Here is a 20,195-nt window from a genome sequence, read left to right on the forward strand (position 1 = left end):
GCGGACGACGGGCGGAGGGGCTTGCGGCGGGGCGCTCAGGCCAGCTCGAGCACGTCCAGCGTCCAGGCGTACTCGAACGCGATCTCGCGCCAGCGCTCGTAGCGTCCGCTCACTCCGCCGTGTCCCGCTGTCATCTCGGTGCGCAGCAGCGCGGGAGCGCCGACCTCGCGGAGCCTGGCCACCCACTTCGCCGGCTCCACGTACAGCACCCGGGTGTCGTTGAGGCTCGTCGTCGCGAGGATCCGGGGGTACTGCACGCCCTCGCGGACGTTCTCGTAGGGCGAGTACGACTTCATGTAGGCGTAGACCTCGGCGTCGTGCAGCGGGTCGCCCCACTCGTCCCACTCGATCACCGTGAGCGGGAGCGACGGGTCGAGGATCGAGGTGAGCGCGTCGACGAACGGGACCTGCGCGAGGACGCCGGCGAACGCCTCCGGGGCGAGGTTCGCGACCGCGCCCATCAGCAGGCCGCCGGCCGACCCTCCCTGCGCGACCAGGCGGTCCGGAGTGGTGAAGCCCGCGTCGACCAGGTGCCGCGCCGCGGAGACGAAGTCGGTGAAGGTCGTCCGCTTCGCCAGCGTCTTCCCGTTCTCGTACCAGGAGCGGCCCATCTCCCCGCCGCCGCGGACGTGCGCGACGGCGAAGACGACGCCGCGGTCGAGCAGCGAGAGGCGCGCGATCGAGAAGCCCGGGTCGATGCTCGCCTCGTACGAGCCGTAGCCGTAGAGGAGGAGCGGCGCGGGGGCCGAGTCCGGATCGGCGGCGTCGCGGCGCCAGACGAGCGAGAGGGGCACCCGCGTGCCGTCCTCCGCCACGGCCCACTCCCTCCGCTGCACGTAGAGCGCGGGGTCGTAGTCGCCGAGCACCGGCTGCTGCTTGAGCACCGTGCGCTCGCCCGTCGCGACGTCGAGCGCGAGCACGGTCGAGGGGGTGACGAACGAGGTGTAGGCGAGGCGGAGGGAGGGCTGCTCCCACTCCGGGTTGCCCGCCAGGCCCGCGTCGTAGAGCGGCTCGTCGAAGACGATCTCCTCGAGCCGCGCTCCGGCGCCGTCCTCGCGGAGCAGCCCGAGCCGGGTGGCTCCGTCGGCCCGGTAGGAGACGACGACGTGCCCGGCGAAGGCGTCGACGCCCTCGATCCGGCGGCCCTCGCGGTGCGGCACCACCACGCGGCGCTCGCGGGCCCGGGCGTCGGCGTCGAGCGACAGGTCGGCCGGCTCCTCGACGATCTCGAAGTCGAGGGCGCCGTCGTTGTGCACGATCAGCAGGCGGTCGCGTCCGTCGACGACGGCGTGCTCGACCTCGTACTCCACGCCCTCGCGGCGCGGCCACACCGAGCGGAAGGAGCCGGTCGGGTCGGACGCGTCCAGCAGCAGGCACTCGCTCGTGATCTTGCTGCCGATCTCGATGACGAGGAAGCGGCGGCTGCGGGTGAGGCCCACGCCGATCCAGTAGCGCTCGTCGGGCTCGGCGAAGACGACCTCGTCCGGGGTCCCGGCGCCGACCTCGTGCCGCCAGATCGTGTCGGGGCGCCAGGACTCGTCGACGGTCGGGTAGAAGACGAAGCGCGCGTCGGCGCCGAAGGTCGCTCCGCCGCCGGTGCCCTCGATGACGTCCGGCAGATCCTCGCCGGTCTCGAGGTCGCGGATGCGGAGGGTGTAGCGCTCGTCGCCCTCGACGTCGGTGCCGAAGAGCAGCCGTCGGCCGTCGGCCGAGACGTCGAAGCTGCCGAGCGAGAAGAAGTCGTGCCCCTCCGCCTCCGCGTTGCCGTCCAGGACGACCTGCTCGCCCTCGAGCGGACCGCCCTCGGCGATCGACGGCGGCGTCCAGTCGTCCGGCCCGCTGATCGGCGCCCGGCAGTGCACGGCGTACTGGCGGCCCTCGTAGGAGCGCGAGAAGTACCACCAGGAGCCCTCCCGGACGGGCACCGAGAGGTCGGTCTCCTTCGTCCGCGAGCGGATCTCCTCGAACAGGCGCTCGCGCAGCGGAGCGAGAGGAGCCAGCACCGCCTCGGTGTACGCGTTCTCAGCCTCGAGGTGCGCGATCACCTCGGGGCTCTCCTTCTCGCGCAGCCACTCGTAGTGGTCGACCACCACGTTGCCGTGGTGGCGGCGCTCGAGGGGGACGCGGCGGGCGACGGGCGGAACGGGCGCGGTCATCGCTCCAGCCTAGGGCGAGGGCGCCCCTGGCCGCCCGGGGTGCCGCAGCGGCGCCGGGCGTGATCACAATGGAGCATGGCCAGCGGTGCGGAGAACGAGTCGGCGACGTCCCGGGCGGGCGGTGCGCGGAGAGTGCAGACCGAGGTCGAGCGCAAGTACGACGTCGACGCGGGCACCCGGCTGCCCGACCTGACCGGCACCGGGAGCGTCGCGAGCGTCCGCACCGAGGAGCCGGTGACCCTCCGCGCCGAGTACTTCGACACCGCCGAGCGCGCTCTGTCCCGGGCGCGGATCACGCTGCGCCGCCGCGAGGGCGGATCCGACCAGGGCTGGCACGTCAAGCTGCCCGGCTCCTCCGGCCGCACCGAGATCCACGCGGAGCTCACGGCCTCGCGCACGGTCCCGTCCGCCGTCCGCGAGCCGGTGCTCGGGCAGGTGGGGCGCGCGCCGCTCGAGCCGCTGGCGCTGCTCGAGACGGTCCGCTCGATCACCCGCGCCCTCGACTCCCACGGGCGGGAGCTCGCCGAGATCGCCGACGACCTGGTGACCGCGCGCGACCAGCGCACCGGCCGCGAGCGGCGCTGGAGGGAGTGGGAGGTCGAGCTCGTCGACGTCCCTGGGGACGAGGGCGAGCGGGTCCTCGACGCGATCGAGCAGCGCCTCCTCGCCGCGGGCGCCCGCCCGGCCGCCAGCGCCTCGAAGCTCGCCCGGGCCACCGGCGGCCCGATCGAGGAGACGGTCCCGGATCCGCGGAACGGCGGGGAGGCGGCGCTCGCCGCGGTCCGCTCGCTCCTGCGCGAGCTGCGCGCCGTCGACCCGCGGGTGCGCCTCGAGGCCGACGACGCCCTGCATCGGATGCGCGTGCTCGCGCGCCGGCTCCGGTCCGTCCTCGCCGCCTCCCGCTCCGTGCTCGACCGTGCGGCGACCGACCCCGTGCGGGACGAGCTGCGCTGGCTGGGAGGGGTCCTCGGCGCGGCTCGCGATCAGGAGGTGCTCGCCGAGCGGTTCCGCGCCTCCCTGGCGGCCGTCGAGGGCGCCCCGAGCTCCCCCTCCGCCCTGCTGGAGGAGATCGAGCACCGGCACGCCGCGGCGCTGCGCCGCGTCGACCGCACTCTGCGCGGCGGCCGCTACCTCGCGCTCCTCGCCTCGCTCGACGCCCTGCTCGCGGACCCGCCCCGCACCGCGCGGGCGGGCTCGAGCGCGACGGCGCTGGTGCGCCGCTCCGTCGCGAAGGACCTCGCGCGCATCTCCGCAGCGGGCTCCGCGGCGGCCGGCGGCTCGCTCGAGGCCAGACACGACCTGCGGAAGGCGGCGAAGCGTCTCCGCTACACCGTGGAGGCGTGGCGGGCGGTCGTCCCCGAGGCCGTCGGCGCCCGGCGCCGCTCGCTCGCCGAGGCGGGCGAGGACCTCGCCGACGCCCTGGGGGAGGAGCGCGACGCGCTCGCCGCCCGTGCGCTGATCCTGAAGGAGGCCGATCGCAGCGGGGAGGGGGCCTTCGCGCTGGGGGTCGTCGCCGCCGAGGAGCGGCACCGCGCCAGGCGGGCCGCGAAGGCCGCGAAGAAGGCGGGGGACCGTCTGGGGTCGCTCTCGCGCTGACCGTGCGGCCCCGCGGTCGCTGTCAAGCCGACGGCCCGGTCACACGGACGAAATCCACGGCGGATAATGTGAATCATGCCTTCCGTCCGTGCTCTTCCGTCACCGCTCCTGCGCCCGCGCCACTTCGACCGCGACGACGTCGTGGTCCATGCCGGCCTGTTCTCGCTGGTGAACTCGAGTACGACGCCCCGCGCGGCCTGGACCGAGGACCTGATCGCCATCGGCGAGGTCCTCGACGCCGCCGAATTCCCCTACCGCCTCATCCGCGGCACCGACGGCTCGCCCTTCCTCGCGGTGGACCGCGTGCTCGGCGCCGAGCTGGCCACGCTGCTGGCGCGTGCCTTCGCGACCGAGCCCTTCTACGCCAAGACGGTCGACAAGCGGGGCACCCCGCCCCAGCTCCTGGCCGAGGGCGTGCTCGCGCCGTACCCGCGCGCCTCCGTCTTCAAGCTCTTCCGCCCGCGCGTCTCCTCGACGGGATCGCTGCGCTACGGCGCCCGCAGCGGCGTCCGCCTCGAGCTGTGGAAGGTGGGCGAGGAGGAGATCATCACTCCCGCCGAGAACGCGCTCATGCGCAACAGCCTCCCCGTCGCCGAAGCCATCGACGCCCACGTCGAGGCGTACGGCCGCACCTGGCCGACGTTCGAGGGCATGTTCGAGCCGCTCGTCAGCGACATCCGCTTCGAGGTGGACATCGTCTTCTCGTGGGTCGACGGCACCGACCTGGAGTTCCAGCGCGCCCGTGCGGCCCGCATGGCGAGCTACGTGGTGGGCGAGGGCGACGACGCTCCGGCGCGCTTCCGCCAGATCGACGAGCTCAAGTACGCCCTGCGCAGCGTCTACATGTACGCGCCGTGGATCCGGCACATCTACATCGTCACCGACTCCCCGCGCCCGCGCTGGCTGGACGAGCACCCGGACGTCACCCTCGTGCGCAGCGAGGACCACTTCCGCGACCTCTCGGTGCTGCCGACGCACAACTCCCACGCGGTCGAGAGCCAGCTGCACCGCATCCCGGGGCTGGCGGAGCACTTCCTCTACTCCAACGACGACATGTTCTTCGGGCGCCCGGTCGACCCGTCGATCTTCTTCTCGCCCGGGGGCATCACGAAGTTCATCGAGGCGACGACGCGCATCGGCATGGGCGACTCCAACGCCTCCCGCAGCGGCTTCGAGAACGCGGCCCGCGTCAACCGGCGCCTGCTCCGCGAGCGCTTCGGCGCGATGACGACCCGTCACCTCGAGCACGCCGCCACGCCGCTCCGCAAGACCGTGATGGCCGAGCTCGAGGCCGAGTTCGAGCCGGAGTTCACCGCGACCGCCGCGAGCCGCTTCCGCTCCGCGAGCGACGTCTCCGTCACCAACTCGCTCTACCACTACTACGCGCTGATGACCGGCCGCGCGGTCGTGCAGGAGAACGCCTCGGTGAAGTACGTCGACACGACGATGCACCAGGGGCTGAAGGACATGCGCAAGCTCCTCAAGAACCGCGGAGTCGACTTCTTCTGCCTCAACGACGGCAGCTTCCCCGAGATCTCGGCGGAGGCGCGCACCAAGGCCGTCATCGGGTTCCTCGAGGAGTACTACCCGATCCCGGCTCCGTGGGAGCGCGAGGACTGACCGTGGGCTGGGCCGTCGGGGGAGCGGTGGCCGGGCTGCTGCTCGGCCTGGCGAGCTCGCTCGTGTTCCCGGGCATCGGAGTGGGAGCGGGCGTCGGCGTGGGCGTCGCGCTGGCCGCGGCGCTGGCTTTCGCCGGATGGCTGTTCGCGCGGGACCGCGCCGGCGGGCGCTGACACCGCCGGCCGTGTCCGAGGACGCGGTCGACGCGGCGCCCGGTGGCGTCGGGGCGACCCCGACGCCCCGTCGCGTCGCTACGCGCTGACGCCCACCCGCTCCACGAGCGGCGGGTAGAGCTCCTCGTCCCGGGCGACCGGGGCCGCCGTCGCCGCGGCGATCTCGACGCCGTGGTCCGCGAGGATCCGCTGCGTCTCGTTCGCCGAGACGTAGGACACCTCGGTCGAGGCGCCGATCGGCACCACCGAGTGCAGCACCGTGCCGTCGTAGACGTGGATCAGGTTGAACGCCTGGGCGCCGTTGCGGGCGCGGGTCGCGCCCACCGGCACGTTGAGGTCCTGGGTGTAGCAGGTGGCCGACGCGACCGAGACCGGGATGCCGGCGAACATCGCCGTCGACGAGTAGTGCAGGTGGCCCGCGATGATGCTGCGGACGTCGGAGCCCTCGAGCACCTCCGCGAGGGCGGGCTGGTCGCGCAGCTCCACGAGGACCGAGAGGTCGAGCACGCTCGGCACCGGCGGGTGGTGCAGCGCGAGGATCGTGCCGTGCGGGGCCGGGCTGGAGAGCTCCTCCGCCAGCCAGTCGAGCTGCGCGTCCGAGATCTCGCCGTAGTGGGCGCCGGGCACGGTGGAGTCCAGCGCGATGATCCGGAGCCCGTTGACGTCGTGCACGCGGTCGATCGGCTGCGTGGTCGGGAGCTGGTCGAGCAGCCCCGAGCGGAACGCGCCGCGGTCGTCGTGGTTGCCCATCACCCAGATCACCTCGGCGCCGAGGCGTGCGGCCGCGGGCTCGACGACGGCGCGCAGCTTCGCGTACGCCTCCGGCTCGCCCTTGTCGGCGAGATCACCCGTGATGACGATGGCCTCCGGACGTCCGCCGGACGCCTCCAGCTCGTCGAACAGGAGCCGCAGCTGGGCCTCGCTGTCGACGTCGGAGCCGTACAGGCCGCCGTCTCCGGCGATGAAGTGGGTGTCGCTCAGGTGAAGGATGAAGTGGTTGGGCCGGGGGTACTCGGCCTGGCGGAGGGACATGATCCTCGGGTTCCACGATCGGCGGGAGCCGGATCACGCGACCCGGCGTCGGCACTTGCGCACTGCTCCAGCGGAGGCGACCCCGCTGCGACCAGTCCATCATCGCGGGGTGAACTCCGGGCCAACACCGGTCGGCGCGTCATCGAACGGTTCTCCCAGGTTGCCGGTCGCTGCGCGGTCCTCCCGGACCCCGGAGGACCGCCGCGATCAGAGCCGGGCGAGCAGGCGCGCGTAGAAGGCGATCGCGCGCTCGAACTGGTCGGCCTCGACCGACTCGTCGACCCCGTGGATCCCGAGCTGCTGCCGCGGGCTGATCTCGAACGGGATGAAGCGGTAGACGTGGTCGCTGATCGCGTGGAAGTGCCGCGCGTCGCTGCCGCCGGTCTGCACGTAGGGGGCGACGACCGCGTCCGGGAACGACTCCTGGACGACCGCGCGGAGCAGGTCGTACGGCCCGCCGTCGCCGCGCTCGCCGGTGGGGGAGACGGGGGAGGGCTCGTGGGCGACCTTCACCTCGACCTCGACCTCCGGGTCGTCGATGACGGCGCGGATGCGCTCGACCACGCCCGCCACGGTGCCGCCCGGGTTGATCCGCACGTTCGCGGTGGCGCTGGCGCTGGAGGCGAGGACGTTCGCTCCGGTGCTGCCGCGCAGCTCGGTGATCGCGACCGTCGTCCGCAGCATCGCGGCCGAGCGGTTGGAGTGGGCGGCGAGCGCGCCGACGACGGCGTCCGGGTGCTCGTGCGGGCGGGCGTACCAGACGGCGTGGGCCGCGTCCGCGTGGTCGGCCGCCGCGCGCACCAGCTGGGCGATCGGCTCCGGGAGGGTCGAGGGGAACGGGTTCTCGGTCAGGCGGTGGATCGCCCTCGCGAGCCGCTGGGTGGCGAGCAGCCCGGGCGGGGGCGGCGGAGCGGAGGCGTGGCCGCCGACGTCGCGGCAGGTCAGCTCGAGGTTCATGATCCCGCGCTCGGTGACGCCGATCACGGCGATCGGGGTGGTGACGCCGGGCAGGATGCCGCGCCGCACGTTCCCGCCCTCGTCGAGCACGAGGCGCGGGCGGACCCCGCGCGCGCCGAGCAGGGCGACGACCGAGGGGGCGCCGTCGCCCGCCGTCTCCTCGTTGTGCGTGGAGAGGAGGTACACGTCGTGCCGGGGCCGCTCGCCCCGCAGGACGGCCGCCTCGACCGCCTCGAGGAGGGCGACGAGGGAGCCCTTGTCGTCGAGGGCGCCGCGCGCCACGACGGAGGTGCGGCCGTCCGCGGCGACGACCGTCTCGGCCGCGAACGGGTCGTGCGACCACTCCGCCGCCGTCACGCTGACCACGTCGTAGTGGGCCATCAGCACGGCCGGCTCGCCCGGCTCCTCACCGCGCCAGCGCCAGAGGAGGGAGTGGCCGGCGACGGTCTCGGACTCCAGCGCCGCGTGCAGCGCCGGGTAGAGCTCGGCGACGAGTTCCCGGAAGGCGTGGAAGCGGCTCCAGTCGGTCGCCGACTCGTCCGAGTGGGACACGGTGTCGACGCGCAGCAGGGCCTGGAAGCGCTCGAGCGCGGTCGTCGTCACCGGGCTAGCCTACGACGGCGGTGCCGGGCCCCCGGCCCGTCGGAGCGGAGGTGCGCGGTGGGGCTGCCCGAGGTCTGCGTCGTCTACGTCCTCCGCGACGGCCCGCGGGGCGCGGAGGTGCTCCTCGGCTGCAAGCGCAGGGGCCTCGGCGAGGGCCGCGTGGTCGCCCCCGGCGGCAAGCTCGAGCCCGGGGAGTCGCCCGTCGACGCGGCCGTCCGCGAGCTGGAGGAGGAGGCGGGGCTGGTCGCCCTCCCGGCCGACCTGGAGCCGCGCGGCGTGCTCGACTACTCCTTCCCCCACCGGCCGGCGTGGAGTCAGCGCTCGCACGTCTTCCTCTGCCGCCGCGTCACCGGCGAGGTCACCGAGTCGAGCGAGCTAGCCGCCGCGTTCGTCCCGGTCGAGGAGGTGCCGTTCGAGCGGATGTGGGATGACGCCCGCCTCTGGCTGCCGGGCGTGCTGCGCGGGGGCGCGCCCGTGCGCCTCCGGGTCGAGTTCGGCGCCGACCTCGCGAGCGTGGCCTCGTGGGGGCCGGCCGACGCTCAGACGAACGTTCCCGCCACCAGCAGCGCCAGCAGCGAGATCACCGAGGCGATCGAGAGCGTCAGCGAGTAGGCGGTGAACGTGCCCCGCACGGTGAGGCCGAGCACGGACTTGAAGAGCCAGAACGCGTTGGCGTTGACCATCCCGAGGAAGAGCGCGCCGGAGCCGGCGGCCAGGGCGATCAGCGCCGGGTTCACGTCGAGCACGGGGATCAGCGGGGCGACGATGCCGACCGCGGTGATCGCGGCCGTCGAGACCGAGCCGATCGCCGCGTGCAGCACGGCCGCGACGACCCAGGTGAGCAGGATCGGCGAGAGGGCCCGCCCGTCGAAGGCGCCGGCGAGCGCGTCGCCGACCCCGGTTCCTCCGACCACGGCGGCGAGGCTGCCGCTGACCCCGGTCAGGACGACGATCGGGCCGCTGCGGGTCAGTGCTCCGCCCAGTGCCGTGGCCACGGCGCCCTTCGGGAGCGTCCGCAGTGCCGTCGCGTAGGCCAGCACCAAGCCGGCCAGCAGCGCGATGTGCGCGTCGCCGAGGAACCGCAGAAGGGGGACGTCGAGCTCGGCCAGCTGGGTGAGCGAGTTCGCGGCGATCAGCACGATGGTGAGGGCGATCGGAGCGACGGCCAGCGCGAGCGGCACCCGCCGCGTCGCGAGCGCCGTGCCTCCCGTGGCCGCGCCCGCCTCGGGCTCGAGAGCGGGCCCCGGGACCGCCCCGCCCTCGAGGTCGCGCTCGTCCCGCCAGCCGCCGCGCTTCACCAGGGCGCTGTACACCAGCACGGTCAGCACGATGGTGACGATGCCCAGCGGGGCGCCGATGGCGACCATCGACGGCAGGGGAGCGCCCGCAATGCCTGCCGTGGCCAGCGCGGCGGCTCCGGGGACGACGAAGACCACGCCCACGATCATCCCGACGATGGAGGAGCCGGCCAGCAGCCCGTAGCCACCGGCACCGAGCCCCCGCGAGGCCAGACGAGTCAGCGGTGCGCTCATCACGACCAGCACGTCGGAGTAGATCGAGGGGAAGGCGACGCCCAGGGTCAGCGCGTAGGCGACCGGGAGCGCGCGCCGACCGAAGCGCTTCACGAGCCAGCGGGCGAGCAGCGGGGCCACGCCCAGCGCCTCCAGGAGCGATCCGAGCAGCAGGCCGAGCGCGATCAGCAGGCCGATGTCGCCGAGGACCGCGCCGAATCCGGACGTCATCGCGGTCACCGTCCCCTCGCCGCCCTGCCCCGAGACGAGGCCGAGCCCGAGGGCCGAGACGAGGAGGGCGATCACCGGCTCGACCTTCAGCACGACGATCAGGACCACGACGGCCACGATCGTGAGCAGGATGAGGAGCGCGGGCCAGTAGTCGGTCATGGGCGGTCCTTCTGTCGAGGAGCGGGAGGGCCCGGAGACCGGGTCGCCGCGAGCCGTCCAGCCCCGGCCGTGGTGCGCCGCCAGACGGACGATCGCGCGGATCCGCGGAGCCGGGAGAACGCCGCGGAGATGCGGCGCGTCAGCGGAACATACCGATCCCCGACCCTGCTCCCCGACGTCGACGACTTCTTTCGTCATGCAGCGTCGCGAACACGAAGGGGCCGGATGCGCACCGTGCTACTTTCACCGGGCAGACGTCCTCGGGGGGAGGACGCAGCCGCATCTCTCCTCCGTGGTCACCCGCATCCGGACGGCCTCCGCCGTCCGACCCGCCAGGCGCCCTCCGTGGGGCGCCGCCGTCAGCGGGCCACACGACAGCGACGCGATCCGGCCCCGCCCGGACGCGCCCGAGCGCAGCAGGAGCACTACCCATGACGGCACAGATCATCGACGCGACCGATCTCGACGAGCTCCGGCGCGTCGGGCAGGAGCTCCGCGAGGGCGCGACCGTCATCGCGCAGACCGACACGAACTACGGCGTGTTCGCCAGCCCCTTCTCGCGCAGCGCCTGCTTCCGCCTCTACGACATGAAGAAGCGGGACGGCGCGAAGCCGCTCACCCTCTTCGTCTCCGCGCCCCGCGACTGGGCGACCTGGGCCTTCGCCCCGGAGACGGCCGACATGGACGCGCTCGTCGCAGCGTTCTGGCCGGGGCCGCTGAACGTCATCCTGCGCCGCAAGCCCGTCGTCCCGGACTGGGTCACCTCGGGCCAGGACACGGTGTCGGTCGTGCACAACCTCAGCGCCCCGATCAACCTGCTCTCGATATTCGCGGGCCTGCCGCTCGCGGCCACCTCCGCCAACATCAGCGGCACGGTGTCGACCGGACTCGTCGACTTCGACCTCGCCGCGGAGCACCTCGGCGGCGACAGCGACTACCTGATCCGCAGCACCACCGCCCCCGACTCCACGATGAGCAGCACGATCGTCTCCCTCGTGGGCGGCGCGTCGATCGTCCGTCAGGGCGACGTGGGCGCCGACGCACTGCGCGTCGTCGTGCCCTCCCTTGTCTGACCTCGGGCGCGGGGACGCCCCGCGCGGCCGCAGCGCCGCCGGGCTGATCACGGTCTACCGGATCGTCTCGCGCGCCTACTTCCACCTGCCCGTGGTCGCGGTGTTCCTGCTGGCGCGGGGCTACCCGATCCTGGCCGTGGCGCTGCTGCTGGCGCTCTACGGAGTGGTGGCGGCGCTCGCCGACGGCCCGCTCTCGCCGCTCACACGCCGCCTGTCCTCGGCGGGCGCGCTCGTCGTCGGCGAGGGCGTGAAGGCACTGGGCCTCGTCGTGATCGTGCTGGACGCGGATCCGGTCGCCGTCGTGATCAGCCAGCTGCTCGCCGGCTGCGGCTTCTCGCTGACGGCCGGGCGGGACGCCGCGCTGGCCTCCTCGCTGCGCGCCGGAGCCGATGCTCGCCGCCAGGAGACGCGGGTGCAGAGCGGAATGTTCCTCGCCTCCTTCGGCGCGGGAGTGCTCGGGGCCGCCTCGCTCGCGCTCTGGGACCGGCTGCCGTTCCTCCTCAGCGCGCTCGTGTCGTGCGCCGCGCTGGCCGTGGTGCTCCTTGCCCGCCTGCCGCTCGGCGCGAGCGCCGCCTCGGGAGTGGCGGCGCGCGCCGTGCGGCCGGCCGTCCTGCCCGCCGCGGTGCGCTTCTGGTCCCTCTACTACTCCGTGAACCGCGCCGTCCTGCTCGCCGCTTACACCTTCGTGATCCCGCTGCTGCTGTTCCAGGAGCTGCGTCTGACGCTGCCCGCGTTCGGCCTGGTGCTCGGCCTCTACACGCTCGCCGGCCTGGCCGCCGCCCGGCTCTCGCCGCTCATCGCCGGCACGCCCCTGGTCTTCCGGCTGACGGCGCTCACCCAGGTGCTGGGCCTCGCCCTGACCACCCTCGGGGTGCTCGGCGCCGCGATCGCCGGCCTGGCCCTGCTCGGGATCGCGGGCGGCTTCGTGCGGCCCGCGACGATGATCGCCCTGGCGCCGGCGATGAACGGGCTCGAGGACGGCGCCCGGGTCGCGGTGATGCGCGGACTGGAGCGCAACCAGGGGATCCTCCAGGCCGTCCTGCTCGTCGGCGCCGGGATACTCGTCCCCCTCACGGGAGGGACCGCGCCGACCCTCATCGTCCTCGTCGTCCTCGCGGTCCTCGCGCAGACGATCGGGGCCGTCTCGATGCGACGACAGGAGAGGAGGGCCGTCACCGCGGAAGCGGAGTGACAGAGGAAGTCCGGGACGAGCCCGCCGGCGGCGTCCCCCATCCACGTGCAAGGAGTGGAGCAATGCAGCCCATCTACACGTTCTCCGATTCCGACAGATCGACCCTCCAGCAGTCGCTGCTGGCGGTCGCCATCGACCCCTACAAGGACTACGACCGCTTCCGCGACGCGATCGCCGCGCTGATCGACAGCGGCGACGTCCCGCAGGGCTTCGTCGACGCGCTCGCCCGCATCCGGCGCGAGCGCGACGAGAAGATCACCTACGCGCACCTGATCTCGAACAACCCGGTCGACGACGAGATCCCCTGGCTCGACCAGGACGACGCGCTCGAGGACAAGTACCGCAAGAAGCTGACGTTCGTCGGCGAGGGCCTGCTCGAGCTGCAGTCGCAGTACCTCGGCTCGCCGCTGCTCGCGTACGCCACCCGCAACAACGGCGACTTCTTCCAGGACGTCTACGCCGACAACCGCTTCTCGAACACCCAGACGCAGAAGACCGACGGCGAGCTGTACTGGCACAACGAGCGGACCGCGCACCCGGTGCGCGCCGACTTCATCTCGCTCCTGGGACTGCGCACGCCCGAGACCGACCTCGTCTACACGAAGTACGTCGACGGCCGCGAGATCCTGCGCTTCATCTCACCCGAGAACCAGGCGCTCCTGCGCGAGGCGGTCTACATCACCCCGTTCGACGAGCTCTCGCGCGCCCAGAACAAGAACCAGATCGTGTCGGACCAGCACGCTCTGCTCGAGAACGAGCACAGCTTCCGCTACTACGACACCCGGACGGTGCCGGCCGACCCGGACGACCTGCCGCACCTGTGGGCGCTCTGGCAGTTCCGCGATGCGCTCTCGAAGGTCAGCGAGCAGTACCACCGGATCCGCGACGCGGACCTGCTGATCATCGCGAACCAGGACGGCCTGCACAGCCGTCAGCTCGTCGACGTCCAGGACCGCGACAAAACCCGCTTCCGCTGGCTGCTGAAGACGTACTCGTTCCGCGACGCGGCGACCGCGGACCGCCACTCCGACTACTGGCTCGACGGCGTCCGCGGCCGAGTCACCGACTGAGAGAGAAGGAGAACGACATGACCGATCTGACCAGGAGCACGCCCCCGCACCCGCTCGACTTCCTGCCCGCGACGGCGCCCCTGGAGGTGTCCAGCGACGACGTGACCGACGGCGAGCGGCTCGCCGAGGCCCAGGGGAGCGGCGACACCAGCCCGTCCCTGCGCTGGAGCGCCGGCCCCGAGGGCACGCAGTCGTACGCCGTGACCGTGTTCGACCCCGATGCGCCGACCCTCGGCGGCATCCACCACTGGGTCCTGGTCGACATCCCGAAGGAGGTCACCGAGCTGGCCGCCGGCTCGACGGAAGTGGGGCGCCCGGCGCTCAACGACCTCGGGTCGCTCGCCTACGCCGGTGCGGCCCCGCCGCCCGGTGACCGCCCGCACCGCTACCTCTTCACGGTGCACGCGCTCGGAGTGCCGACGCTGCCGGTCGACGAGTCGACTCCGGCCTCGCTGGTCGGCTTCCATCTGACCGTCAACACGCTCGCGCGAGGCTCGCTCACGGCCCTCGCCTGAGCCGTCCCGTCGGCGCGCGCGGCGCGGACGGGCGCGCACCGGGCACCGGAGTCGATCCGGAGCCCGGTGCGCGTCCGTTCGCGGCATCACCGCCGCGGACGACGGGAGGCGATCCGCTAGGCTTCCGCTCGGCCGGGGCCCCGCCCATGGCGTCTCTGGACACCACGAAAGGGAAAGAATGACCAGCACGACGGTGATCGAATGGCGTGAGCAGGCTCCTGCGGAAGCGGTGGACGCGCTCTACGCCCCCGGTGGACTGGTCGTCTGCGCGACCAAGGTCGGCTACATCCTGATGACGACCGACGGTGCAGGCCTCGAGCGCAAGTTCTCGGCCAAGCAGCGCAACCGCAACAAGCCCGGCGTCGTGCTCTGCTCCAGCATCGAGCAGCTCGTCGAGCTCGCGGAGCTCAACGACGAGGTCCTCGCCTTCTACCAGAAGCACTGGGACCAGGACGTCCTGCTCGGCTGCATCCTCCCGTGGAAGGCCGAGGCCGTCGACCTGATCGACGAGGACGCCCGCGAGCTGGTCCGCGACGGACGGGGCACCAGCTGCTTCGTCATCCGCTTCGGCCGCCCGGCCGAGCAGCTGGTCGCCACCATGTGGGAGCGCGACCGCACCCTCACCTTCGCCAGCTCGGCCAACCCCTCGGGCGTGGGCAACCGCGGCCGCGTCGCGAACATCGGCGAGCGGATCGAGAACGAGGCCGACGTCATCGTCTCGGCCGACTCCTACGTCTCCTCGATCCAGCCGGACAAGGACGAGGACTCCCGCCACGAGCAGGGCGTCATGGTCTCGATGGTGGACGCCTCGGGCGCCCTCATCCCCGTGCAGGGCGGCGAGCGCTCGATCACCCCGGGCCCCGTGCTGATCCGCCGCGGCCTCGACTACGAGCGCATCATGCTGAACCTCGCCGAGCAGTTCAACTCCTGGGACTACCGCCAGGGCGAGTACTACTGATCCGGTAGCGGATCGCGACGACGGCCGGGCCGGGGCTCGCCCCCGACCCGGCCGTCGTCGTCCCCGGCGTCAGAGCTCGAGCACGTCGCCGGGCTCGAGCGCGTGGTACTCCCCGCCCCCCTCGCGCACGGCCCAGCCGAGCCGGTCGTGGCCGAGCGCGCGTCCCGCCTCCGAGAGGACCTGCTCGTGGGTCGCGAAGGCGTGCCGCGGCGCGATCTCGAGCACGTAGTCCATCGCCTCGGCGATCTTCATCCACGGCGCGCCCGACGGGGCCGCGAGGACCTCGACGTCGACGCCCTCGGGGACGGTGAAGGAGTCGCCGGCGTAGTAGACGCGGCCGTCGACGAGGACGCCGACGTTGTCGATGACGGGGATGCTCCGGTGGATCACCGCGTGGCGGGCGCCGAAGAAGCGCAGCTCGAATGGGCCGACCGTCACCAGGTCGCCGTCGGCGACCGTCTCGACGTCGAAGCCCTCGGCGGCGGCGGCGACCCCGGCCGGGCCGAGGATCCGCAGCGACGGGGCCGCGTCGCGCAGGCGCTGCAGCTGCTCCGGGGTCCAGTGGTCGGCGTGCTCGTGGGTGAGCACCACGGCGACGGTGTCGGTCGTCCCCTCGACGGGCCGGGTGAAGGACCCCGGATCGATCACCAGCCGGGCGCCGTCCTCCTCGATCAGGACGGCGGCGTGCTCGAGTTTCGTCAGTCTCATGCCCCGAGCCAACCGCCTCGGCGGGCGGCGGGCAAGGCCGGGGCCGAGCGGAGACCGGATGGGCCGGGCGCTCGATTTGCGTCGATGCGGATCCGTGTGCAACACTCTTCGAGTTGCAAAAACGCGGCCCCATCGTTTAGCGGCCTAGGACGTCGCCCTCTCACGGCGGTAACGCGGGTTCAAATCCCGCTGGGGTCACCACGGCAACACGAGAAGAACCCCCGGTCTGACCGGGGGTTCTTCTCGTTTAACACCCGGGTGCTCGCCACGCGGCACCCGCTCGACGCATCGCGCCGATCGCCTCGTTCCCGCTCCGCCTCCCCGGGGCCGCATCCCGCCGGATCGGCGCTAGGATCGCATCCGCGAAGGGGAGTATCCCGCCTTTCCGCTCCCGTCAGTACGCACCGCCCCTGCGCGGCGCCGGGGGCGGGACGGGTGACGCGGACCGGCACGGCCGTCCGCTCCCCGGGGAGAGACTTTCGGCCCCCACCCACTCGGAAGGCCCTCATGCTCGATCTGCCCGTCTGGTTCGTGATCGGCTCGTTCGTCGTCCTGAGCCTGATCCTCGCCGCCGACCTGCTGCTGGTCTACAAGCGCCCGCACGTGCCGAGCCTGAAGGAGTCGGGGCTGTGGGTCGGCTTCTACGTGTCGCTGGCGCTCGTGTTCGCGCTGCTGATGCTGATCCTCGGCGGCGGCGAGCTGGCCGGCCAGTTCGTCGCAGGCTGGCTGACCGAGTACAGCCTCTCGGTCGACAACCTGTTCGTCTTCGTCATCATCATGGGCCGCTTCGCGGTGCCGGCGAAGCTCCAGCAGGAGGTGCTGATGGTGGGCATCATCATCGCGCTGGTCTTCCGCGGCGTCTTCATCCTGCTCGGCGCGCAGCTCATCGAGAGCTTCAGCTGGATCTTCTACCTCTTCGGCGCGTTCCTGGTCTACACGGCCTGGAACCAGGCGTTCGGCGCGGAGGACGAGGACGAGGGCACCGACAACCTGCTCATCCGGCTCCTGCGCCGCCGCGTCAAGATCTCGGACTCGTTCGACGGCTCCAGGATCCGCACCACGATCGACGGCACGCGCCACTTCACGCCGATGCTGATCGTGTTCCTCGCGATCGGCTCGACCGACCTGCTCTTCGCGCTCGACTCGATCCCGGCGATCTTCGGCATCACCGAGAGCCCCTTCATCGTGTTCACCGCGAACGTCTTCGCGCTGATGGGGCTCCGCCAGCTCTACTTCCTGCTCGGCGGGCTGATCGACAAGCTCGAGTACCTCAAGTACGGGATCGCGTTCATCCTCGCCTTCATCGGCGTGAAGCTCGTCCTGCACGCCCTGCACGAGAACGACCTGCCCTTCCTCAACGGGGGCGAGCCGGTGCCGGTGTGGGACATCGACACGATCACCTCGCTCGTGGTCATCCTGCTGAGCATGACCGTGGCGACGCTGGCGAGCCTGGCGAAGATGCGCCGCGAGCACCGCCACATCCAGCTGCACGACGGGCACCCCGAGGTCGTCGCGGACGACGCCCGGTCCTCCGCCGAGGAGAAGTGATCCCGCGATGACGACGACCACGGTCGACCTGCCCCAGGGGGCGCTGCGGCTCGCCGTCAGCAGCAGCACCGACGTCGGCGCCGTCCGCCGCGTCAACGAGGACGCCCTCCTCGCCGACGAGCTGCTCCTGGCAGTCGCGGACGGGATGGGCGGGCACGCACGAGGGGACCTCGCGAGCGCAGCCGCCGTCGAGGCGCTGCGCGAGAACCGGCCGACGAGCCTGGGTCCGGTGGACGCGGTGTTCGACCTGGTGGAGGGCGCCAACACGGCCGTGCGCGCGCTCGACGTGGGCGGTGCGCTCTGCGGCACGACGCTGACCGGGCTGATGCTCGTGCTCCCCGAGCCCGCGGGCCCGGCCCGCTGGGCGCTGTTCAACGTCGGGGACTCCCGCGTCTACCGCTGGGACGGTGCCGAACTCCAGCAGCTGACGGTGGACCACTCCGCCGTGCAGGAGCTCGTCTCGGCCGGCCTGCTCACCCCCGAGTCGGCGGAGTCGCATCCCGACCGCAACATCGTCACCCGCGCCCTCGGCGCCGACGAGGAGGTCGAGACGGACGTCTGGACGCTGCCCGTCGTGCCGCGCGCCAGCTACCTGCTCTGCTCCGACGGGCTGACGAAGGAGCTCTCCGACCAGCGGATCGCCGCCCTGTTCGCCCGCCGCGACTCCGGCGACCCTGCAGACCTCGCTCAGGCGCTCGTGCGTGCGGCGGTCGAGGCCGGCGGACGGGACAACGTCACCGTCGTCGTCGTCGACGCCGTGCTCGACGCCCGCGCCTGAGCCGGGCGACTCCGTGCCTCGCCCGCCCGGGAGGCGGGGGAGCGCGGTGCTATTCTCGGTCCATGCTGAGTGGCCCGCGCCTCCTTCCGTGCCGCGACGAGACCTCGAACTGACGGCCTCCCTCGTCGCGGTGCCTCGCCCGGCCGAGCAGCGACTCCAGGAGGAGAAGGAACCGTCATGATCGAGACCACACCCGGCACAGCCGCGCCCGCGTCGAGTGGAGCAGGGACCGGCAGGAGAGCCGAGAAGCCGCGCACCCTCGCCGAGAAGGTCTGGGACGACCACGTCGTCGTCGCGGGCGAGAACGGCGCTCCCGACCTGCTCTACATCGACCTGCACCTGCTGCACGAGGTGACCAGCCCGCAGCCGTTCGACGGCCTGCGTGCCGCGGGGCGCCCGCTGCGCCGGCCGGACCTCACCATCGCCACCGAGGACCACAACACGCCGACCCTCGAGATCGGACGCCCCATCGAGGATCCGATCAGCCGCACCCAGATCGACGCGCTGCGCCGCAACGCCGGCGAGTTCGGCGTCCGCCTGCACTCCCTGGGCGACGTCGAGCAGGGCATCGTGCATGTCGTCGGCCCCCAGTTGGGCCTGACGATGCCCGGCGTCACGGTGGTCTGCGGCGACTCGCACACCTCCACGCACGGCGCGTTCGGCGCGATCGCCTTCGGCATCGGCACGAGCGAGGTCGAGCACGTGATGGCGACGCAGACGCTGCCGCTGCAACCCTTCAAGACGATGGCGATCACGGTCGAGGGCACGCTGAAGGAGGGGGTGACGGCCAAGGACATCATCCTCGCGGTCATCGCCCGCATCGGCACCGGCGGCGGCCAGGGCTACATCCTCGAGTACCGCGGCTCCGCGATCCGCGCGCTCTCGATGGAGGGCCGGATGACGATCTGCAACATGTCGATCGAGGCGGGTGCGCGGGCCGGCATGGTCGCGCCGGACGAGACGACCTTCGCCTACCTGCACGGCCGCCCGCACGCTCCGGCGGGCGAGGACTGGGACGCCGCGGTCGCCTACTGGCGGACGCTGCCGAGCGACGAGGGCGCCGTGTTCGACGCCGAGGTCGTGATCGACGCCGACGCGCTCGAGCCGTTCGTCACCTGGGGCACGAACCCCGGCCAGGGCGTCTCGCTCTCGCAGGCGGTACCGGACCCTGACGTCCTCGACGATCCGAACGAGCGCGCCAGCGCTCTGCGAGCGCTGGAGTACATGGCGCTGGAGCCCGGCACGCCGATGAAGGAGATCCCGGTCGACGTGGTCTTCATGGGCTCCTGCACCAACTCGCGGATCGAGGACCTGCGGGCCTTCGCTGCCGTCGTCGAGGGGCGCACCAAGGCCCCCGGCGTCCGCGTGATGGTCGTCCCCGGCTCCGCCCGGGTGCGGCTCGAGGCCGAGGCCGAGGGGATCGACCGGATCGTCACCGCGTTCGGCGCGGAGTGGCGCTTCGCCGGCTGCTCGATGTGCCTCGGGATGAACACCGACCAGCTCGTCCTGGGGGAGCGCGTGGCCTCCACGTCCAACCGCAACTTCGAGGGTCGTCAGGGCAAGGGGGCGAAGACCCACCTCGTCTCGCCCCTCGTCGCCGCGGCCACGGCCGTGCGCGGCACCCTCTCCAGTCCCTCCGATCTGGAGCCGGTCCGCGAGAGAGCAGGAGTCTGACCGTGCAGAAGTTCGAGACCGTCACCGCGATCGCCGCGCCCCTGAAGCGCGCCAACGTCGACACCGACCAGATCCTCCCCGGCATCTACCTCCGCCGCATCACGAAGACCGGCTTCGAGGACGCGCTCTTCCACGGCTGGCGGCAGGACGCGGACTTCGTCCTCAACCAGGAGCGCTACCGCGGCGCCGGCATCCTCGTCGCCGGCCCCGACTTCGCCATCGGCTCCAGCCGCGAGCACGCCGTCTGGGCGCTGCGCGACTTCGGCTTCCGGGTCGTCATCTCCCCCCGCTTCGGCGACATCTTCCGGGGCAACGCCGGCAAGCAGGGACTGCTCGCGGCCGTCGTCTCGGAGCCCGACGTCGAGCGGCTGTGGGAGATCATCGAGGGCACCCCGGGAATAGAACCGACGGTGGATCTGGTTGCGCGTACGGTCACCGCCGGTGGCGAGACCTTCGACTTCGAGATCGACGACTACACTCGATGGCGCCTGATCGAGGGCCTGGACGACATCGGCCTGACCCTGCGCGACGAAGCGCTCATTTCCGAATTCGAGACCCGCCGCGAGAGCTGGCGGCCCAAGACATTGCCGGTGAAATAGCGTGAACACACTTCTTCAGGACGCCAAGGCCCTGCAGGACGC

At 72.4% G+C, this 20,195-nt stretch carries 18 protein-coding genes and 1 tRNA gene; 14 read left to right on the forward strand and 5 right to left on the reverse strand.

The window, feature by feature from the left end:
* Nucleotides 1-35: 35 nt before the first annotated feature.
* The gene (locus C5C35_RS02980; protein ID WP_104262520.1) at nt 36-2,156 is read right to left on the reverse strand and encodes a S9 family peptidase; all 2,121 of its coding nucleotides are present in this window, start codon (nt 2,154-2,156) and stop codon (nt 36-38) included.
* 75 nt (nt 2,157-2,231) lie between these two features.
* Between C5C35_RS02980 and C5C35_RS02985 the strand changes: the two genes are divergently transcribed.
* From C5C35_RS02985 to C5C35_RS16870, 3 genes are all read left to right on the forward strand, one after another.
* On the forward strand, nt 2,232-3,752 hold the full coding sequence (locus C5C35_RS02985) for a CYTH and CHAD domain-containing protein (RefSeq protein ID WP_104262521.1): 1,521 nt from the start codon (nt 2,232-2,234) through the stop codon (nt 3,750-3,752).
* Between the two features lie 75 nt (nt 3,753-3,827).
* On the forward strand, nt 3,828-5,372 hold the full coding sequence (locus C5C35_RS02990) for a stealth family protein (protein ID WP_104233778.1): 1,545 nt from the start codon (nt 3,828-3,830) through the stop codon (nt 5,370-5,372).
* Between the two features lie 2 nt (nt 5,373-5,374).
* Nucleotides 5,375-5,545, forward strand: a complete 171-nt coding sequence (locus C5C35_RS16870; protein ID WP_159939285.1) for a hypothetical protein — start codon at nt 5,375-5,377, stop codon at nt 5,543-5,545.
* Nucleotides 5,546-5,623: 78 nt separating this feature from the next.
* Here C5C35_RS16870 and C5C35_RS02995 read toward each other — a convergent pair whose 3' ends face one another.
* Together C5C35_RS02995 and C5C35_RS03000 are read right to left on the reverse strand one after the other, a co-directional pair.
* Nucleotides 5,624-6,577: a phosphodiesterase gene (locus tag C5C35_RS02995; protein WP_104262522.1), complete on the reverse strand. Its 954-nt coding sequence runs from the start codon at nt 6,575-6,577 to the stop codon at nt 5,624-5,626.
* Between the two features lie 207 nt (nt 6,578-6,784).
* Complete coding sequence (locus C5C35_RS03000) at nt 6,785-8,137, reverse strand: M20/M25/M40 family metallo-hydrolase (RefSeq protein WP_104262523.1); 1,353 nt, start codon at nt 8,135-8,137, stop codon at nt 6,785-6,787.
* A 57-nt stretch (nt 8,138-8,194) separates the two neighbouring features.
* Between C5C35_RS03000 and C5C35_RS03005 the strand changes: the two genes are divergently transcribed.
* Nucleotides 8,195-8,749 carry an 8-oxo-dGTP diphosphatase gene (locus C5C35_RS03005; protein ID WP_181128716.1) on the forward strand — a complete coding sequence of 185 codons (555 nt, stop codon included), beginning with the start codon at nt 8,195-8,197 and terminating at the stop codon, nt 8,747-8,749.
* On the opposite strand, the gene C5C35_RS03010 is transcribed toward C5C35_RS03005, so the two are convergent.
* Entirely contained in the window at nt 8,677-10,038 is a 1,362-nt protein-coding gene (locus C5C35_RS03010) for a GntP family permease (RefSeq protein ID WP_104225615.1), read from the reverse strand. The genes C5C35_RS03005 and C5C35_RS03010 overlap by 73 nt on opposite strands.
* A gap of 431 nt (nt 10,039-10,469) precedes the next feature.
* On the opposite strand from C5C35_RS03010, the gene C5C35_RS03015 reads away from it, so the two are divergent.
* From C5C35_RS03015 to C5C35_RS03035, 5 genes are all read left to right on the forward strand, one after another.
* A complete protein-coding gene (locus C5C35_RS03015) occupies nt 10,470-11,111 on the forward strand; it encodes an L-threonylcarbamoyladenylate synthase (protein ID WP_104225616.1) in 642 nt (213 codons plus the stop codon).
* On the forward strand, nt 11,104-12,303 hold the full coding sequence (locus tag C5C35_RS03020; protein ID WP_104225617.1) for a hypothetical protein: 1,200 nt from the start codon (nt 11,104-11,106) through the stop codon (nt 12,301-12,303). Before C5C35_RS03015 ends, C5C35_RS03020 begins: the two co-directional genes overlap by 8 nt.
* A gap of 62 nt (nt 12,304-12,365) precedes the next feature.
* Nucleotides 12,366-13,373 carry a TauD/TfdA family dioxygenase gene (locus C5C35_RS03025; RefSeq protein WP_104223082.1) on the forward strand — a complete coding sequence of 336 codons (1,008 nt, stop codon included), beginning with the start codon at nt 12,366-12,368 and terminating at the stop codon, nt 13,371-13,373.
* Nucleotides 13,374-13,390: 17 nt separating this feature from the next.
* Nucleotides 13,391-13,888 carry a YbhB/YbcL family Raf kinase inhibitor-like protein gene (locus C5C35_RS03030; RefSeq protein ID WP_104223083.1) on the forward strand — a complete coding sequence of 166 codons (498 nt, stop codon included), beginning with the start codon at nt 13,391-13,393 and terminating at the stop codon, nt 13,886-13,888.
* 178 nt (nt 13,889-14,066) lie between these two features.
* Entirely contained in the window at nt 14,067-14,846 is a 780-nt protein-coding gene (locus C5C35_RS03035) for an L-threonylcarbamoyladenylate synthase (protein ID WP_104262525.1), read from the forward strand.
* 69 nt (nt 14,847-14,915) lie between these two features.
* Here the strand turns inward: C5C35_RS03035 and C5C35_RS03040 are convergent, their stop codons facing one another.
* On the reverse strand, nt 14,916-15,554 hold the full coding sequence (locus tag C5C35_RS03040; protein ID WP_104262526.1) for an MBL fold metallo-hydrolase: 639 nt from the start codon (nt 15,552-15,554) through the stop codon (nt 14,916-14,918).
* Nucleotides 15,555-15,679: 125 nt separating this feature from the next.
* On the opposite strand from C5C35_RS03040, the gene C5C35_RS03045 reads away from it, so the two are divergent.
* From C5C35_RS03045 to leuD, 5 genes are all read left to right on the forward strand, one after another.
* Nucleotides 15,680-15,755 (forward strand) — tRNA-Glu (locus tag C5C35_RS03045).
* A 306-nt stretch (nt 15,756-16,061) separates the two neighbouring features.
* Nucleotides 16,062-17,102: a TerC family protein gene (locus C5C35_RS03050; RefSeq protein WP_104262527.1), complete on the forward strand. Its 1,041-nt coding sequence runs from the start codon at nt 16,062-16,064 to the stop codon at nt 17,100-17,102.
* Between the two features lie 7 nt (nt 17,103-17,109).
* Nucleotides 17,110-17,880 (forward strand): PP2C family serine/threonine-protein phosphatase, encoded by a 771-nt coding sequence (locus tag C5C35_RS03055; protein WP_104223087.1) that lies wholly within the window; start codon nt 17,110-17,112, stop codon nt 17,878-17,880.
* A gap of 177 nt (nt 17,881-18,057) precedes the next feature.
* Nucleotides 18,058-19,554 carry a 3-isopropylmalate dehydratase large subunit gene (gene leuC, locus C5C35_RS03060; RefSeq protein ID WP_104223088.1) on the forward strand — a complete coding sequence of 499 codons (1,497 nt, stop codon included), beginning with the start codon at nt 18,058-18,060 and terminating at the stop codon, nt 19,552-19,554.
* Nucleotides 19,555-19,556: 2 nt separating this feature from the next.
* Entirely contained in the window at nt 19,557-20,153 is a 597-nt protein-coding gene (gene leuD, locus C5C35_RS03065; protein ID WP_104223089.1) for a 3-isopropylmalate dehydratase small subunit, read from the forward strand.
* The last annotated feature ends 42 nt before the right edge of the window (nt 20,154-20,195 follow it).

This window comes from Rathayibacter sp. AY1F8 (assembly GCF_002932165.1).
GTDB lineage: Bacteria > Actinomycetota > Actinomycetes > Actinomycetales > Microbacteriaceae > Rathayibacter.